Origin of the sequence: Pedobacter sp. (assembly GCF_046462515.1) — a bacterium.
GTDB lineage: Bacteria > Bacteroidota > Bacteroidia > Sphingobacteriales > Sphingobacteriaceae > Pedobacter.
On the sequence record NZ_JBKGVD010000010.1, the window covers coordinates 16,986 to 31,961 of the forward strand.

15 protein-coding genes are annotated in these 14,976 nt (G+C 37.3%); 9 read left to right on the top strand and 6 right to left on the bottom strand.

Annotation, left to right across the window (positions count from 1 at the left end; all coding sequences use genetic code 11):
- Window positions 1-14: 14 nt before the first annotated feature.
- From leuC to ACLHG9_RS14955, 7 genes are all read left to right on the top strand, one after another.
- On the top strand, window positions 15-1,412 hold the full coding sequence (gene leuC, locus ACLHG9_RS14925; protein ID WP_410222303.1) for a 3-isopropylmalate dehydratase large subunit: 1,398 nt from the start codon (window positions 15-17) through the stop codon (window positions 1,410-1,412).
- Between the two features lie 13 nt (window positions 1,413-1,425).
- Window positions 1,426-2,022, top strand: a complete 597-nt coding sequence (gene leuD / locus ACLHG9_RS14930; RefSeq protein ID WP_410222304.1) for a 3-isopropylmalate dehydratase small subunit — start codon at window positions 1,426-1,428, stop codon at window positions 2,020-2,022.
- 3 nt (window positions 2,023-2,025) lie between these two features.
- Window positions 2,026-3,486: an ATP-binding cassette domain-containing protein gene (locus ACLHG9_RS14935; RefSeq protein WP_410222305.1), complete on the top strand. Its 1,461-nt coding sequence runs from the start codon at window positions 2,026-2,028 to the stop codon at window positions 3,484-3,486.
- Window positions 3,483-4,559: a 3-isopropylmalate dehydrogenase gene (gene leuB, locus ACLHG9_RS14940; RefSeq protein WP_410222306.1), complete on the top strand. Its 1,077-nt coding sequence runs from the start codon at window positions 3,483-3,485 to the stop codon at window positions 4,557-4,559. Before ACLHG9_RS14935 ends, leuB begins: the two co-directional genes overlap by 4 nt.
- Window positions 4,560-4,577: 18 nt before the next feature.
- Complete coding sequence (locus tag ACLHG9_RS14945) at window positions 4,578-5,744, top strand: 2-isopropylmalate synthase (protein WP_410222307.1); 1,167 nt, start codon at window positions 4,578-4,580, stop codon at window positions 5,742-5,744.
- A 248-nt stretch (window positions 5,745-5,992) separates the two neighbouring features.
- Complete coding sequence (ilvA, locus tag ACLHG9_RS14950; protein WP_410222308.1) at window positions 5,993-7,237, top strand: threonine ammonia-lyase IlvA; 1,245 nt, start codon at window positions 5,993-5,995, stop codon at window positions 7,235-7,237.
- Window positions 7,238-7,642: 405 nt separating this feature from the next.
- Window positions 7,643-8,047, top strand: coding sequence for a hypothetical protein (locus ACLHG9_RS14955; protein ID WP_410222309.1), 405 nt, complete (start codon window positions 7,643-7,645; stop codon window positions 8,045-8,047).
- 6 nt (window positions 8,048-8,053) lie between these two features.
- Here ACLHG9_RS14955 and ACLHG9_RS14960 read toward each other — a convergent pair whose 3' ends face one another.
- From ACLHG9_RS14960 to ACLHG9_RS14970, 3 genes are all read right to left on the bottom strand, one after another.
- A complete protein-coding gene (locus ACLHG9_RS14960) occupies window positions 8,054-9,049 on the bottom strand; it encodes an ABC transporter ATP-binding protein (RefSeq protein WP_410222310.1) in 996 nt (331 codons plus the stop codon).
- A 62-nt stretch (window positions 9,050-9,111) separates the two neighbouring features.
- The gene (locus tag ACLHG9_RS14965; protein WP_410222311.1) at window positions 9,112-9,885 is read right to left on the bottom strand and encodes a TIGR03915 family putative DNA repair protein; all 774 of its coding nucleotides are present in this window, start codon (window positions 9,883-9,885) and stop codon (window positions 9,112-9,114) included.
- 2 nt (window positions 9,886-9,887) lie between these two features.
- Window positions 9,888-11,141, bottom strand: coding sequence for a putative DNA modification/repair radical SAM protein (locus ACLHG9_RS14970; protein WP_410222312.1), 1,254 nt, complete (start codon window positions 11,139-11,141; stop codon window positions 9,888-9,890).
- Between the two features lie 217 nt (window positions 11,142-11,358).
- Here ACLHG9_RS14970 and ACLHG9_RS14975 point away from each other — a divergent pair, with 217 nt between their 5' ends.
- Complete coding sequence (locus ACLHG9_RS14975; protein WP_410222313.1) at window positions 11,359-11,610, top strand: hypothetical protein; 252 nt, start codon at window positions 11,359-11,361, stop codon at window positions 11,608-11,610.
- On the top strand, window positions 11,607-12,332 hold the full coding sequence (locus ACLHG9_RS14980; RefSeq protein ID WP_410222314.1) for a DUF3667 domain-containing protein: 726 nt from the start codon (window positions 11,607-11,609) through the stop codon (window positions 12,330-12,332). The genes ACLHG9_RS14975 and ACLHG9_RS14980 overlap by 4 nt, the downstream gene beginning before the upstream one ends.
- Before the next feature lie 350 nt (window positions 12,333-12,682).
- Here ACLHG9_RS14980 and ACLHG9_RS14985 read toward each other — a convergent pair whose 3' ends face one another.
- From ACLHG9_RS14985 to ACLHG9_RS14995, 3 genes are read right to left on the bottom strand one after another with little or no spacing between them, the layout of a single operon-like run.
- A complete protein-coding gene (locus tag ACLHG9_RS14985) occupies window positions 12,683-13,483 on the bottom strand; it encodes an outer membrane beta-barrel protein (RefSeq protein ID WP_410222315.1) in 801 nt (266 codons plus the stop codon).
- Window positions 13,484-13,504: 21 nt separating this feature from the next.
- Window positions 13,505-14,269, bottom strand: a complete 765-nt coding sequence (locus ACLHG9_RS14990) for a hypothetical protein (protein WP_410222316.1) — start codon at window positions 14,267-14,269, stop codon at window positions 13,505-13,507.
- Window positions 14,259-14,828 (bottom strand): RNA polymerase sigma factor, encoded by a 570-nt coding sequence (locus tag ACLHG9_RS14995; RefSeq protein WP_410222317.1) that lies wholly within the window; start codon window positions 14,826-14,828, stop codon window positions 14,259-14,261. Before ACLHG9_RS14995 ends, ACLHG9_RS14990 begins: the two co-directional genes overlap by 11 nt.
- Between the last annotated feature and the right edge of the window lie 148 nt (window positions 14,829-14,976).

The window sequence follows — 14,976 nt, forward strand, 5'->3', positions numbered from 1 at the left end:
AAATATTTAGAACGATGTCAAAAACATTAGTAGAAAAAATTTGGGATGCCCATGTAGTAAAACGTCAGGAAGGTTTCCCTGATATTTTATACATCGATACCCATCTTATTCACGAGGTTACATCACCGCAGGCTTTTGATGGTTTGCGCAAACGTGGAATTCCGGTTTTCAGGCCAAAACAAACCGTGGCAACCGCCGATCATAACGTACCCACTTTAGACCAACACCTTCCTATTAAAGAAGAATTATCAAGATATCAGGTAGATATGCTTACCAAAAATTGTAAAGAATTTGGTATAGAACTTTATGGCTTAGGTCACCCCTATCAAGGTATTGTACACGTTATAGGACCCGAACTAGGCATTACTCTGCCAGGTAAAACCATGGTTTGTGGCGATAGTCATACCTCTACGCACGGAGCCTTTGGTGCCATAGCCTTTGGTATAGGTACTTCGCAGGTAGAACAGGTTTTTGCTACACAATGTCTGTTGCAATCAAAACCAAAAACCATGAAAATTGAGGTAAACGGTGAGCTGAAAAAAGGTGTTGGAGCCAAAGATATTATCCTTTATATCATCTCTAAGATCTCTGCCGCAGGTGGAACCGGATATTTTGTAGAATTTGCCGGATCGGCCATACGCTCATTAAGCATGGAAGCCCGTATGACCGTTTGCAACATGAGCATAGAAATGGGTGCCCGGGGAGGGTTAATTGCACCTGATGAAACTACTTTTGAATACATTAAAGGCAGAGAATTTGCCCCTAAAGATACAGAATGGGATAAAGCTGTAGCTTATTGGAAAACATTATACAGCGATAATGATGCCTTGTTTGATGCAGTACTTACCTACAATGCAGCAGATATTGAACCAATGATTACTTACGGAACAAATCCGGGTATGGGTATCGGTATTACTGAAAACATTCCTGCTACATTGGCGCAACCCCAAAAAGAGCAGGTGTCTTATAAAAAAGCATTGGATTATATGGGCTTTAATGATCAAGAAAACCTGCTAGGTAAGCCTGTTGATTATGTTTTTATTGGCAGTTGTACCAATTCACGTATCGAAGACTTAAGAGCCGTAGCTGCTTTTGTGAAAGATAAGCACAAAGCCGATAATGTAGAAGTATGGATTGTTCCAGGTTCTAAGCAAGTTGAAGCACAAGCTAAAGCAGAAGGCATAGATAAAATTTTTGAAGCAGCAGGCTTCCAGCTACGCGAACCAGGCTGCTCGGCATGTTTAGGCATGAATGAAGATAAAATTCCTGCCGGAAAATACTGTGTTTCTACTTCTAACAGAAATTTTGAAGGCCGTCAGGGGCCAAATGCAAGAACGTTATTAGCCAGTCCTTTAACTGCCGCAGCCGCTGCTGTTACAGGCAAAATAACTGATGTAAGGGAATTAATTTAACCAATACCAGTAAATGAAAAAATTTGAGAAATTAACTTCAACCGTTGTGCCCTTGAGTATCGAGAACATTGATACAGACCAGATCATACCGGCAAGATTTTTAAAAGCTACCACCCGCGAAGGTTTTGGAGACAACCTATTTCGCGATTGGCGCTTTGATAGCAATAATGAACCAAAACCAGAATTTGTGCTTAACAATGCTGCCTACAAAGGTAAAATCCTGGTAGCAGGGAAAAACTTTGGTTGCGGCAGTAGCCGTGAACACGCTGCATGGGCCATACAGGATTATGGTTTTGATGTGGTAATCAGCAGTTTCTTTGCCGATATTTTTAAAGGCAATGCTTTAAACAATGGCTTACTACCTGTTCAGGTTAGCGATGCTTTCTTAACGGATATATTTAATGAAGTTGCCAAAGATAGTAAGACCCGGTTAACCGTTGATTTAGAAACGCAGCAGGTTACCATAGAAGCTACCGGAAAATCAGAAAGCTTTGAAATCAATCCCTATAAAAAATCGTGTTTGCTTAATGGTTACGATGATATTGATTTTATACTGAGCCAAAAAGAACATATAGAAACCTACGAAGAAAATCGTCCGTTCAAATATTAAAAAATGCATCAACCACTGGTTCATATATCAGGCTTATCTATAAAATACGGTAATAAAACCGTATTAAGGGATTTGGATTGGGTAATAAATCAGGGAGAAAACTGGTATTTGACTGGAGAAAGTGGGAGCGGAAAAAGTGTTTTATTGGCTGCAATAGCAGGTAATGATAAAAAGCATGGCGAAATACGATTCAATGTCAAACAATATAAATCCGTCTGTTTGTATATATCGCAATGGTATCAATTTAAAAACTTGGAAGGAGTTGCCAACTTTTACTACCAACAGCGCTATAATAAACAACAAGCTAAAGATACCTTTACCGTAGGCGAAGAATTGGCACTTTATGGCAAAGAAAATCAGCTTGATCCAGCAGAGCTGGATGAGATTTTAACTTCCCTTAATTTTGGCTCTTTTAAAGATGCCCAGCTTATCGAATTATCGAGCGGCGAACATAAAAAACTTCAACTGATCAAAGCAATATGGCTAAAACCTCAGCTGTTGTTATTGGATCAGCCTTACACAGGTTTAGATCACAATTCACGTACAAACCTGAATATTTTACTGGATCGCATTGCTTCACAGGGCGTACAGCTTGTTATGGTGTGCAGTGAACATGAACTGCCTGTATGTATCAATAAGTATGCTTGTATAAAGGATAGCCAGATAAAAGAACTTAACGGGGTTTTACCTCTAATTAAATCTATTCCATTAATAACAAAGGTTCCTTCATTTCTTCAACAAGCTCCCAAGCCAAATGCAGAAGTAATGGTAAAAATGGTGAACATCAGTATCAGCTATGGCGATAAACAGGTAATCAAAAACGTAAACTGGGAGATAAAAGCAGGAGAAAAATGGTTGTTGCAAGGGCATAATGGATCAGGCAAATCTACCTTATTAAGCTTAGTTAATGGCGATCATCCGCAATCTTATGCCAACGAACTTTATTTATTTGGCAACAAACGCGGATCGGGTGAAAGTATCTGGGATATCAAATCGCACATTGGCCTGATCTCACCAGAATTGCATTGGTATTTTGATAAAGAGGCAAGCGTATGGCAAAGTATAGCTTCCGGTTTTTTTGACAGCGTGGGCTTATTTAACGATTTAGGCTATCAAAAAACCCAGCAGGTTAACGAATTGCTTGATTATTTCGGGTTAACAGAAGATCAAAACGAGCTGTTGGTACATCTATCATTGGGTAAACAACGCCTGGCTTTATTAGCTCGTACACTAATTAAAAACCCCGAACTATTGGTTTTAGATGAACCTTGCCATGGACTTGATGAACAGCAAACTACACATTTTAACCAATTGATAGACGGAATTTGTAGTACAGAAAGAACACTCATTTATGTATCGCACAACCCACAACAATTGCCGCAAAAACTTACACATCGCTTAATATTGAATCAGGGCGAAGTAATAGAAAACAGCACATACAACTTAGAAAAAGAATTAGCATGAAGAAAAATATATTAGTTATACCCGGCGATGGCATTGGTCCTGAAGTAACTACATGGGGCAAAGCAGCTTTAAAACAAATCGCCAAAGATTATGGGCATGATTTTACTTTTGATGAAGCCTTAATGGGTCACGTGGCTATTGAGCAGACCGGAAATCCCCTACCTGATGAAACATTAGAAAAAGGCAGAAAAAGTGATGCTATTTTATTTGGCGCTGTAGGTCACGCTATGTACGACAATGACCCTTCTTTAAAAGTAAGACCTGAACAAGGCCTGCTCAAAATAAGGAAAGAACTGGGTTTATATGCCAACCTGCGTCCTATTCTTTTATTTGATGAATTGCTACAGGCATCGAGCATAAAACCCGAAATTTTAAGGGGTACAGATATATTGTTTTTCAGAGAACTTACCGGCGATGTATATTTCGGAGAAAAACAACGCTCTGAAGATAGAAATACGGCTTCAGACCTAATGATATACCATAAATATGAGGTAGAACGCATTGCGCATAAAGCTTATAAAGCCGCACAACAACGTAATAAAAAAGTATGTTCTGTAGATAAAGCCAATGTATTGGAAAGCTCAAGATTATGGAGAGAAACTGTTCAGGAAATCGCAAAACAATACCCTGATGTGGAAACCACACATATGTTTATAGATAATGCGGCCATGCAGTTGATCAAAGATCCTAAACAGTTTGATGTGGTACTTACCGCAAACCTATTTGGCGATATTCTAACTGATGAAGCTTCGCAAATTGCCGGGTCTATGGGTATGCTGGCTTCTGCTTCTGTGGGCGATGGTACAGGTTTTTTTGAACCTATACATGGTTCTGCACATGATATTGCCGGAAAAAATCTGGCAAATCCTCTGGCCTCTGTCCTTTCAGGCGCATTAATGCTCGAAATCAGTTTCGGGCTTAAAGAAGAAGCCCAAACCGTAGTAAAAGCAGTAGATAAAGTATTAAAAGAAGGTTATAGAACCAAAGATATTGCCGATAAGCAAACAGCCGGCGATAAAGTATTGGGCACCCGCGAAATGGGCGAGCTTGTTTTAAAATATTTAGCTAAATAAAACCTAAACCTGAAGATTATGTTACACGACCCGAACAAAGTTTACATTTTTGACACCACCCTTCGCGATGGCGAACAGGTACCAGGTTGTCAGTTAAGCACCGCGCAAAAGATCGATATTGCAAAATCATTAGAAACCTTAGGTGTCGACGTGATAGAAGCAGGATTTCCGGTATCGAGCCCCGGCGATTTTAACAGTGTGGTGGAGCTGTCAAAAGCAGTGACCAACCCTGTAATCTGCGCACTTACACGAGCCAATAAAAACGATATTGATGTAGCCGCACAAGCATTAAAATTCGCCAAAAGACCACGCATACATACTGGAATTGGCGCCTCAGATATGCACATCAAGCATAAATTTAACAGCACACGTGAGGAGATTTTAGAACGTGCAATAGCTGCCGTAAAATATGCCAAGCAATACGTAGAAGATGTAGAGTTTTATGCAGAAGATGCCGGACGCGCAGATATTGAGTATTTGGCAAAAATGATCGAATCGGTAATTGCCGCCGGAGCAACTGTGGTTAATATCCCCGATACAAACGGTTATTGCTTACCAGATCAATACGGTTCAAAGATCCGTTTCCTTAAAGAAAATGTAAAAAATATAGATCATGCGATCATCTCTTGCCATTGCCACAATGATTTGGGCTTGGCTACGGCAAATTCAATTGCAGGTTTGCAAAATGGTGCCCGTCAGGTAGAATGTACCGTAAATGGCATTGGCGAAAGAGCGGGTAACACCTCTATGGAAGAAGTGGTTATGATATTAAAGACCCACAAAAACTTAGGATTACATACCCATATCAATACCATGGGCTTTTATGAAATCAGCCATCAGGTACGCAACCAGATGAATATGCCTGTACAGCCTAACAAGGCAATTGTGGGGGCCAATGCCTTTGCGCACAGCTCGGGTATACACCAGGATGGTTTCTTAAAAAACAGAGAGAATTATGAAATTATCAAACCTGAAGATGTAGGTTTTCCTGATGCTACTATTGTACTAACCGCGAGAAGCGGCAGACACGCGCTCAAACATCACTTAGAACGCTTAGGGCATAGTTTAGACAAAGATAATTTAGCACTCGTATATGAACAGTTTTTGCTTTTAGCAGATCGTAAAACAGGTATAGATGACAGTGACTTAAATCTACTGGTCACTACCCATCTGGTTAAAGCGTAAATAAGTAACGTGAGTAGGTTTTCTACACTATGTCAAGCCTCGGCACAAACCATTAATGATGCAATTGCCTTATCACTTGTTTTAAAGCAAATAGCGCAGCCGAGAGTTTTTGGGTACTTTTTGCGGAAAAAAGTACCTGCCATTGCCCGGCATGAGGGCAGGAAAGGATGTGAAAGAGATTAAAAAAGGGTTCTAGCAAATGAGCAGATAAAACACCTATATCTCACTTCAAATAACAAAACCATAAAATGGATACCACGCAATATACTTTAGATTTCAGCAGTGCAGCTCAACGCCTTAAAAATGTAGTAAGGCGCACCGCATTAGAATACAATGCCGGCCTCTCAAAGCTATTTGAGGCCAATATTTACCTTAAAAGAGAAGATTTACAGATTGTAAGGTCTTATAAACTGCGTGGTGCCTATAATAAAATTAGCAGCCTGCCGCAAACAGACTTGGTAAACGGCGTAGTTTGCGCAAGCGCGGGCAATCATGCCCAAGGCGTAGCTTATTCATGTAACAAGCTCAACATCAAAGGTGTTATTTTTATGCCCGAAATTACACCCAAGCAAAAAATTACGCAGGTAAATATGTTCGGTGGCAATAATATTGAAATTGTACTGGTAGGCGATACTTTTGACGATTGTTTAAAAGAAGCGCTGGTCTATACCGAGCAAAAATCAGCAACGTTCATTCCGCCTTTTGATGATGAAAAAATAATTGAGGGGCAAGGAACCGTAGGTATGGAAATTTTTGAGGATCTACCCGAAATAGATGTCGCCATTGTTCCTGTAGGCGGCGGCGGCCTTGCTTCGGGCTTAAGCGCCTATCTTAAAGCAGTAAAACCGAGCATCAAGATATTTGGTGTGGAGCCTGAAGGTGCACCTTCTTTAACCAGGGCTTTAGAACATAACCAACCCTTTACCGTAGAGCATATTGATCGTTTTGTGGATGGTGCTGCCGTAAAACGCATAGGCAATTTAACCTTTGAGTATTGCAGGGATTTATTGGACGAGACACATTTAGTGCCTGAAGGCAAAATCTGTACCACCATCTTAAAATTATATAATGAAGATGCCATTGTAGTTGAACCCGCAGGCGCATTAGCTGTGGCGGCACTTAGCCAGTTTAAAACACAGATCAAAGGTAAAAATGTAGTTTGTGTAATCAGCGGCGGGAATAATGACATAGAACGCATGCAGGAGATTAAAGAAAAATCCTTATTGTTTGAAGGATTAAAGCATTATTTCCTCGTACGTTTTCCGCAGCGTCCGGGGGCTTTAAAACTTTTTGTAACCGAGGTTTTAGGGCCACATGATGATATTACCCGTTTTGAGTTTATCAAAAAAACCAATCGCGAGAATGGCCCTGCGCTTGTAGGTATAGAACTGAAACATAAAGAAGATTATACAGGCTTACTCAACCGTATGAAATCAAAATTTGATATCATAGAACTGAACCAGGATGCTACACTTTTTGAATATCTTGTATAGTAGTTAATTATAAGATTTCTTTCTTTAATTAAATGCGCATTAGGCTAACACGTCATGCTGAACTCGTTTTAGTGTTTTAAATCCTAAAGCTTTAAGGTATGAATAAGCCAAACAAAACTTGCATTACTTTGTTTAACAAATGCGTATAATTTGGTACAGCTTAACAAGTAACTGTACTAAATTTTGGCAACATTTAAATCGAAAAATACATTTGGTGCGCAGGCAGGAAATATTCAAAAAATAAGTTTATTGATATTATAAACTTATTTCAGAATATAAAATGAAGCGAAATGTTAGGTTTTAAAAGACTTTTCATCAGATAGGAAATGATAGAAAGCTTTGGAATGTCTTTTTTTGGCAATGGTTTTGCATTAACACGTCAAACACACAAATGAAACTAATCGTATGAGAAAATTAACCTTACTACTCCTTTGCATTGCTACACTGGGTTTAGCATCATGCAAAAAAGAAACTTATGTACGACCAAACAATTTAACGATAGTTAAATACATTGAAACCAATCAATGGGCTTTAAGTTCAGATGGTTTAACGTACTCTGCTACCATTAACGATAGCAGAATAGATCCAAGAACGTTTGAAGATGATGGTATCTTGGTTTACATTTCAAGGGGCGACACCAATATTTATGAGCAATTACCTTTTGTATATAATGTAGATGCTTTCAGTTATTCAGTAAAAGCAGGTTCATTAACCATTGATGTTCAAAGCTCTGATAATCAGGATACTCAACCTATTAAACCTAGTAGCAGAACAAGGGTAAAAATTGTACTGATAGAATCGTATCAATAAGATAGCTTAAAATTCAAGAAAACGGCCAATGTTTACATAAACATGGTCGTTTTTTTTGTAGATGCCCGTTTCAAACTGTACTGAACGTATATGAATACCATTTTTTTCTAAGATAAGCTCTTCATAAAAACCTTTGAACTGTACATCTTTTACCGTAAATAAAATGCCTTCTTTTTCTTTGCTGATCTTTACCCATTCAGGGTAAAAGGCAATATACGGTGCTTTAGACCCAATGCTCAGTTTATTGGCCTGTTCTGTGTTTAGAACCACCGCATTGCCTAAAATCTTAGCGGTATAATAATGGTTAGGGTGCTCATAAACAGTTTTAGGCTGATCATTCTGCAATAACATGCCATCTTTCAAGATAATAAGCCTGTCTGCCATAGACAACCCATCACCGGCATCATGCGAAACCAAAATAATAGTCAGCCCTGTTTTTTCTGCCAATCTTTTAATATCAGCCCTTAACTGGCTTTTCAGAATAGAATCTACTTGGCTAAAAGGTTCATCCAGTAACAAAACTTTTGTATCACTTACCAAAGCCCTGGCTATGGCCACACGCTGCTGTTCTCCACCACTCAGCTCTACAATCCTTTTGTTTTTTAAATGGGTTATATGCAAGTTATCTAACATTTCCAATGTTTTCTGCTCTTTTAAAGCCACATTGGTATTGGGTAACATTGAAGCAATGTTATCATACACTTTGGCATAAATATTCAGCGAAAAATCCTGCGTTACCATTTTCATTTCGGCATGACCGGGAATTAGCTGTTCATCAGGACCTTTTACTCTTTTTCCGTTAAAGATTACTTCTCCTTCATCTAATTTCAATAAACCATAAATAGATTTTAATAAGGTCGATTTCCCACTTCCGCTTTCGCCTATAATGGCAACTATTTCGCCCTCAAACACGTCAAAACTGATGTCTTTGATACCTGAATGTAATCCCGGTTGATGCTGTTTGGTTAAGTTCTTAACGTTAAGAATTTGCTTGTTATTCACGTGTGTAAAGTTAACAAAGGTTTTCTGAATTATATTTCAAATGACCTTTTTCTTTACATATACTACAATTTCTCGTTTAAATATTTCCAGTATCTTTTGGGCACATGCTGCACATGTAGTTTGGTATTTTTTCGCTCTTTTATATTGACAGACTTAAAATATAAATTCCACAACTTACCATAAAAAGCTTCTTCTTCGTGCCAACCAACGGCAATACTTTTCTGGTTAACCGTAATCTCTTCTTCTCCAAATAGAACCTCATTTACTTCATGCAGATCATAACTGATCCCGTAATTTCTTTTGCCATCATAAATAACCCATCGCTGATCTGCATAACGTTCTTTAAAATGCTTCACAATTAAAGGTAGCACATTAAAATCGGGTTCTACAAGCGCAAAGTAAATACCATCTGACAAAAGCTGAAATCTTACAAATGCTTTCATACGGTGCCTCTCTCTCGAAACAGATTTCACGATTTTCTTGATTTCAATAAGTTGAGGATGAGCATAATTTTTATGACTTGCCTTTTGCACGGAGAAATAATATTGAACGACTTTTAATATCAACATTTCTACGCCCTTCAATTCAGAAAGATAAGCCTCATATAGTTCCTCTAAGCCTTCGGTGCCTACTTTTGCTTTCAACCCTTTTGCTACCCTTTCTGCTTTCTGCCTATTGGTGGTTACAATTGCATTTTGGGCAAAAAAATCAGTTTGCATTCCTGTTCTTTGCTGATTAAGAATAGTACTTACTTCATATTTGTGCTCATACACTTCAAAAATGAGCGTTAAAAGCCCGTACCATGAACCGTCATACTCCAGAACCCTATGTTGCATGGTTAAAATAATTGCATTTGCTGAGAGTTTCCTTTTATGTATTTACTGGCAGACTGCGACAAAATATAGTGTTTGATCTTATCGGCCTGTAGATGCACAATCTGCTGCTGGTAACCCTGACAGGTAATAAAATATTTGGCCTTGCTTAAAGAGATGCCTATTTTTTCTAAATGTATAATCCGCAGCTTTGAAAATTTACGGGCCGCAACAATTTTCTTGGCAGAAGTAACCCCAATACCAGGAACCCGCAAAATCATTTCATAGCTTGCTTGATTAATATCTACCGGAAACTGATGCATATTTCTCAATGCCCAGCTTAGTTTGGGATCAATATCTAAATCCAATAAAGGATTTGTAGGATTTAGGATTTCACTTGCTTCAAATTTGTAAAAACGTAACAGCCAATCGGTCTGGTAAAGCCTGTTTTCTCTTACCATAGGTACAGCCGTTCCTAACGCTGGCAAACGCGTATCATTTGAAATAGGCACGTAACCCGAGTAATATACACGTTTTAACTGATAAGTCTTATAAAAATGTTGCGCAGCATGTATAATCTGCCAGTCGCTCTCTTTTGCCGCACCAATAATCATCTGCGTGCTTTGCCCAGCGGGTACAAATTTTGGCGTGTTTTTAATGATCTTTTTTTCTTCTTTAACCTGTATAATAGTGTTTTTAATATAATCCATCGGTTTCGCCATTTGCTGATGGTCTTTTTCGGGAGCCAATAGTTTTAAACCCGATGTTGTTGGTATTTCAAGATTGATACTCAAACGATCGGCATATAGTCCGGCCTCATAAATGAGTTCTTGCGAAGCACCGGGTATAGTTTTTAAATGGATATAACCATTAAAATTATGCTCATTTCTTAGTTTTTTAGCAATTCGTACCAAGCGCTCCATGGTATAATCAGGGTCCTTAAAAATCCCAGAGCTCAGAAATAACCCTTCAATATAGTTTCTCCTGTAAAAATTAATAGTCAGATCAACCACTTCCTGCACCGTAAATGCAGCACGTTTAATATCATTAGAACGCCTCGAAACACAATAGGCACAATCATAAATGCAATAATTGGTCAGTAGTATTTTTAACAACGAAACACAACGCCCATCTTCTGTATAAGTATGACATATCCCTGCTCCGGTATTACCTAAACCCTTATTTTTATTCTTTCTGTCGCTTCCGCTCGAACTACAGCTTACATCATATTTAGCTGCATCGGCCAGAATAGCGAGTTTTTCTAAAGCACGCCCGTTCATAAACTATTTAATTTAGCAAAACAAAAGCTAAATTACTAATTTATTTAGTAAAAAATCAAGAAAAAGATTGCTTTAAAATAAATATCCAGAGATTTACAACTAAAAACAAGCTACTTAAAAACGCTTTTATTTCAGGATACGAGCTTTTTAAAATTGTATTTAACATTTTTAAATATCTTTGCTGCACAGATAGATTACACAAAGTAATTTTAACCAAATGATACAAAATAAATTAGCGGGCTTAACTGATGAAGAATTGATCCAGAGAGCAAAAAAAATTAAATCATCTAAGATTTTTGATGCTGCAATCATTGGCTTATTGATAGGTGTTTCCTTTTACAGTACTATAAAAAATGGCTTTGGTTTATTAACTTTTCTTCCGGTAGTTTATATACCTGTAGCTGCTAAGAACAAAGCTATAAATAAAGAACTTGAAGCATTGTTAAAAGAAAGAAATCTAAATCAATGATAAACTGCCAAAATTGTAATACAGCAGCAACCGGAAACTTTTGTGGAAACTGTGGCCAAAATCTCGAACTAAAGAGAATTGACAGGAATTACGCTAAAAATGAAATTCTAAGCTTATTGGGATATGAAAAGGGTTTTGTATTTACGGTAAAGGAATTATGTTTGAGACCTGCCCAAACTATCTCTTATTATCTGTATAAAAACAGAGTTAGGCTAACAAAACCTGTTACTTTTTTAATCTTATCTTCAGTAATCTATACTTTAATTGCGCATTATTTTCAAGTAGATTTAAAAGTAGAAGAACTGTACAAACAATATTATGGAGATTCGAGCATTGTATCTGTATTTAGTTGGGTTCAGAATAATTTTGGTTATTCTAATCTCTTAGTACTTGTTTTCATTGCTTTTTGGATTAGGATATTTTTTAAAAAATACCCGTATAATTTTTACGAAATCATTGTTATGCTTTGCTTTGTAATAGGTCAAGGAATGTTGATTTTGAGCATCGATCCTATAATATCAAGATACTTTAACGATCTTACAATCAGTACTCTCATATATTCATTCTCTTTTGTTTATATGAGCTTTGCTATTGGAAGTTTTTTTGAACGCAAATTCTCCAATTATTTGAAAGCATTTTTTGCATACATTTTAGGTATGGTTTCTTTAAATGTTTTGTTACTTATTGGTGCTATTGTATTTGATGTAATTACAAAAAAGTAATGAAGAAATTGTGTTAATGTACGGTTAACACCAGATTAATCAATTGATCCTAAAACAGAAGCAAATTTTCTTTAAAATATTTTAAAAATAAAAACCGCCCAAATACAGGCGGTTTTTTGATTTGTGTGTTATGTTATTTCTTTAACCTCATATCAGCTGATAAATCCACTGTTTTCATAAATCTCTCTTGGCGATTTAACGAAAATGTCTTTCCATGAATTTACAACCGTGTTTTTGCACATAGGCATCTACAAATTGCCATTCAGTTGATTTAGACGTGGCTTCATTCATCCATTCTGCCACTGCATCTCCATTTTCTTAAATTAAAGCATAGAGCGTTAAAGGATCAATTAGTTAAGACCAAAAGTTATACCGAACGACATATTTTTCAAGCCTTTTTGCGGAGTGCTGTCAAACATATCGTTTGCATAATATTTAGCAAATATACCTAAACCTCCGTAACCTAATCTGATTGCCCCTCCGTATCTGAACGGCGCAAAGTTATAGTTGTCTTTTTGTTTTACTTTACCACGTTCTTCACTGATTTGTTTTACCTTACCATTGAGCAGGAAACCTATTTCTGGACCCACTACCAATCTAAAGCGCTTACCATAACGGTTTTCCTGTGTTCTAAGCTCAAAATTTAAAGGAACGTGTAAGTAGCTGCTCGAGAAACGGTTTTTACTAAATTCTACAGGTTCTTCGATGTAAGTTAAAGCCGGTTTATCTTTTTGCATGGTAATGTCTTTATTTAAGCGGATGTGTGTCCAGTCAAAACCACCGGCAAGATAAATTTTAAAGTATTTGTTAAACCTGTAACCTAATTGCAGTACATCAAAAGAAACCGTACTTGTTTTGCCCCCTCTATAGCTTAAAAAGCTGTTGGCTGGTGATAAAGAAAAGCTGCCGTTGTCTATTAATCTTGAAAAACCAATGTCTAAACGCGTAAAGGTTATTCCTCCTACAAAACGTGCATCACTACCCTTTTGATTTGCACTGTCTCTGTTCTTTTTAATGTTTATGGTTATACCTACACCGTAATCAATTTCTCCAGCTTTACGTTTTACGCTGTCTGTTTGCGCATTAACATGAAGTGAGCTCAATAAAGTAAGTCCGCCTACTAAAATTGAAGTTAAAAATCCAGGTTTCATAATATGTGTGTGTTTATATTCTTAATTATTTTGTTTGTTCTTTTTTGAGTTTAATTTCACAAAACCAATGTTTATCCCGATTATAGATGAGTTATCATCATCGTCTGTGTTAAATCTGATCAGCTTCTTTTCTCTCTTATCTACTTTGTCTATTACATAGTTGACCACATCTCCCACGTTTCTAAATCCTTTTTTATTTTGTGTGCTTTCAGCTTCTTCTGTTAATTCTGTATCCGGCGTTTTAGCATGGTCTACCTGCGCCATCATTTGCTCATTAACAGGACTGGTATTTCCTGTATTCGCTGTGGCTACAGTTGTTTCACTTTTAGTAACATCATAAGGCATCACATCTAAAGATTTAATAGGAAGACGCTCTATGTTTTCTTTTGGTTGCAAGTCTGTTTGAATATTTTTTATCATTTCATCAGACTGTTTCTTATTTGATACTAAATGAAAATTTGTTTTAGCTACAGGTTCTTTATAATCTGCTTTAACGGCTGTATTTCCTGAGGTTTGTAATTCTTCCGCAACAGTTGTATTTACATCTACTGTTTTAGCTAAAGTCTCTGTTTTACCATGTAAGCGTAGGGTTCTCTTTTCTTGTGTAAGAATGAGACCTGTAACAGCAACCAGTAAGCAAGCTGCTGCCATCCAGTAAATTGGGAATACCCGTTTACGCTTAGGTTCTAACTCCTGCTTAATGTTGTTCCATAAATGTGCAGAAGGTTCTATTTCTGCATCCATAAATTTGTCTTTAAACAAATCATCAAAGTCTTTATCCTGCATGTGTTGCATAACCAAAGCCCTCCAATTTTAAAATTTCTTGTTGTAATATTGCTCTTGCTCTTGATAGTTGTGATTTGCTGGCTCCTTCTGTAATACCCAAAGTTTCCGCTATTTCTTTGTGAGAATAGCCTTCTATAGCATACATGTTGAACACCATTCGATAACCATCTGCTAGTTTTTGTATTACTTTTAACAGATCCTGCATACCCAAACGGCTAAAATCAAACCCTGAAGAGGGTTGTTCATAAGCCTCATCAATTGCCACTACATTTAATGAACGTACATTTTTACGGTAACTTTCTATTGCCGTATTCACCATAATTCTTCGTATCCACCCCTCAAAAGATCCTTCTCCTCTATATTCTTTTATTTTCTGAAATATTTTAACATATCCCATTTGCAGAACATCCTCTGCCTCCATTCTGTCTTTGGCATAACGCATGCAGATGGCCAGCATTTTAGAAGCGGTCTGCCGATACAGCTGCTCCTGCATTTGCCTGCTGCCTGTCTTACAGCCTTCCAGTAATTCTTCTAAAGTATAGGTTTTCGCCACTTTCATTTGTTTGTGTTATAGGGTAGATGGCATTTTAAAGTGAAAGGTTGCATTGCGCTGTATTTTTTTTCAAAAAATTATTTACACCATTTTTTTATCGGTTTTAGCCTTTTTCGCTCTTAAAAGATGGCAATCATTTTCACTTTCAAGAACT

What these genes read in the sequence shown, in the direction of transcription:
- leuC (WP_410222303.1), top strand. Translation starts at nt 15, where the DNA reads ATGTCAAAAACATTAGTAGAAAAAATTTGGGATGCCCATGTAGTAAAA.
- leuD (WP_410222304.1), top strand. Translation starts at nt 1,426, where the DNA reads ATGAAAAAATTTGAGAAATTAACTTCAACCGTTGTGCCCTTGAGTATC.
- ACLHG9_RS14935 (WP_410222305.1), top strand. Translation starts at nt 2,026, where the DNA reads ATGCATCAACCACTGGTTCATATATCAGGCTTATCTATAAAATACGGT.
- leuB (WP_410222306.1), top strand. Translation starts at nt 3,483, where the DNA reads ATGAAGAAAAATATATTAGTTATACCCGGCGATGGCATTGGTCCTGAA.
- ACLHG9_RS14945 (WP_410222307.1), top strand. Translation starts at nt 4,578, where the DNA reads ATGTTACACGACCCGAACAAAGTTTACATTTTTGACACCACCCTTCGC.
- ilvA (WP_410222308.1), top strand. Translation starts at nt 5,993, where the DNA reads ATGGATACCACGCAATATACTTTAGATTTCAGCAGTGCAGCTCAACGC.
- ACLHG9_RS14955 (WP_410222309.1), top strand. Translation starts at nt 7,643, where the DNA reads ATGAGAAAATTAACCTTACTACTCCTTTGCATTGCTACACTGGGTTTA.
- ACLHG9_RS14965 (WP_410222311.1), bottom strand. Translation starts at nt 9,885, where the DNA reads ATGCAACATAGGGTTCTGGAGTATGACGGTTCATGGTACGGGCTTTTA.
- ACLHG9_RS14970 (WP_410222312.1), bottom strand. Translation starts at nt 11,141, where the DNA reads ATGAACGGGCGTGCTTTAGAAAAACTCGCTATTCTGGCCGATGCAGCT.
- ACLHG9_RS14975 (WP_410222313.1), top strand. Translation starts at nt 11,359, where the DNA reads ATGATACAAAATAAATTAGCGGGCTTAACTGATGAAGAATTGATCCAG.
- ACLHG9_RS14980 (WP_410222314.1), top strand. Translation starts at nt 11,607, where the DNA reads ATGATAAACTGCCAAAATTGTAATACAGCAGCAACCGGAAACTTTTGT.
- ACLHG9_RS14985 (WP_410222315.1), bottom strand. Translation starts at nt 13,483, where the DNA reads ATGAAACCTGGATTTTTAACTTCAATTTTAGTAGGCGGACTTACTTTA.
- ACLHG9_RS14990 (WP_410222316.1), bottom strand. Translation starts at nt 14,269, where the DNA reads ATGCAGGATAAAGACTTTGATGATTTGTTTAAAGACAAATTTATGGAT.
- ACLHG9_RS14995 (WP_410222317.1), bottom strand. Translation starts at nt 14,828, where the DNA reads ATGAAAGTGGCGAAAACCTATACTTTAGAAGAATTACTGGAAGGCTGT.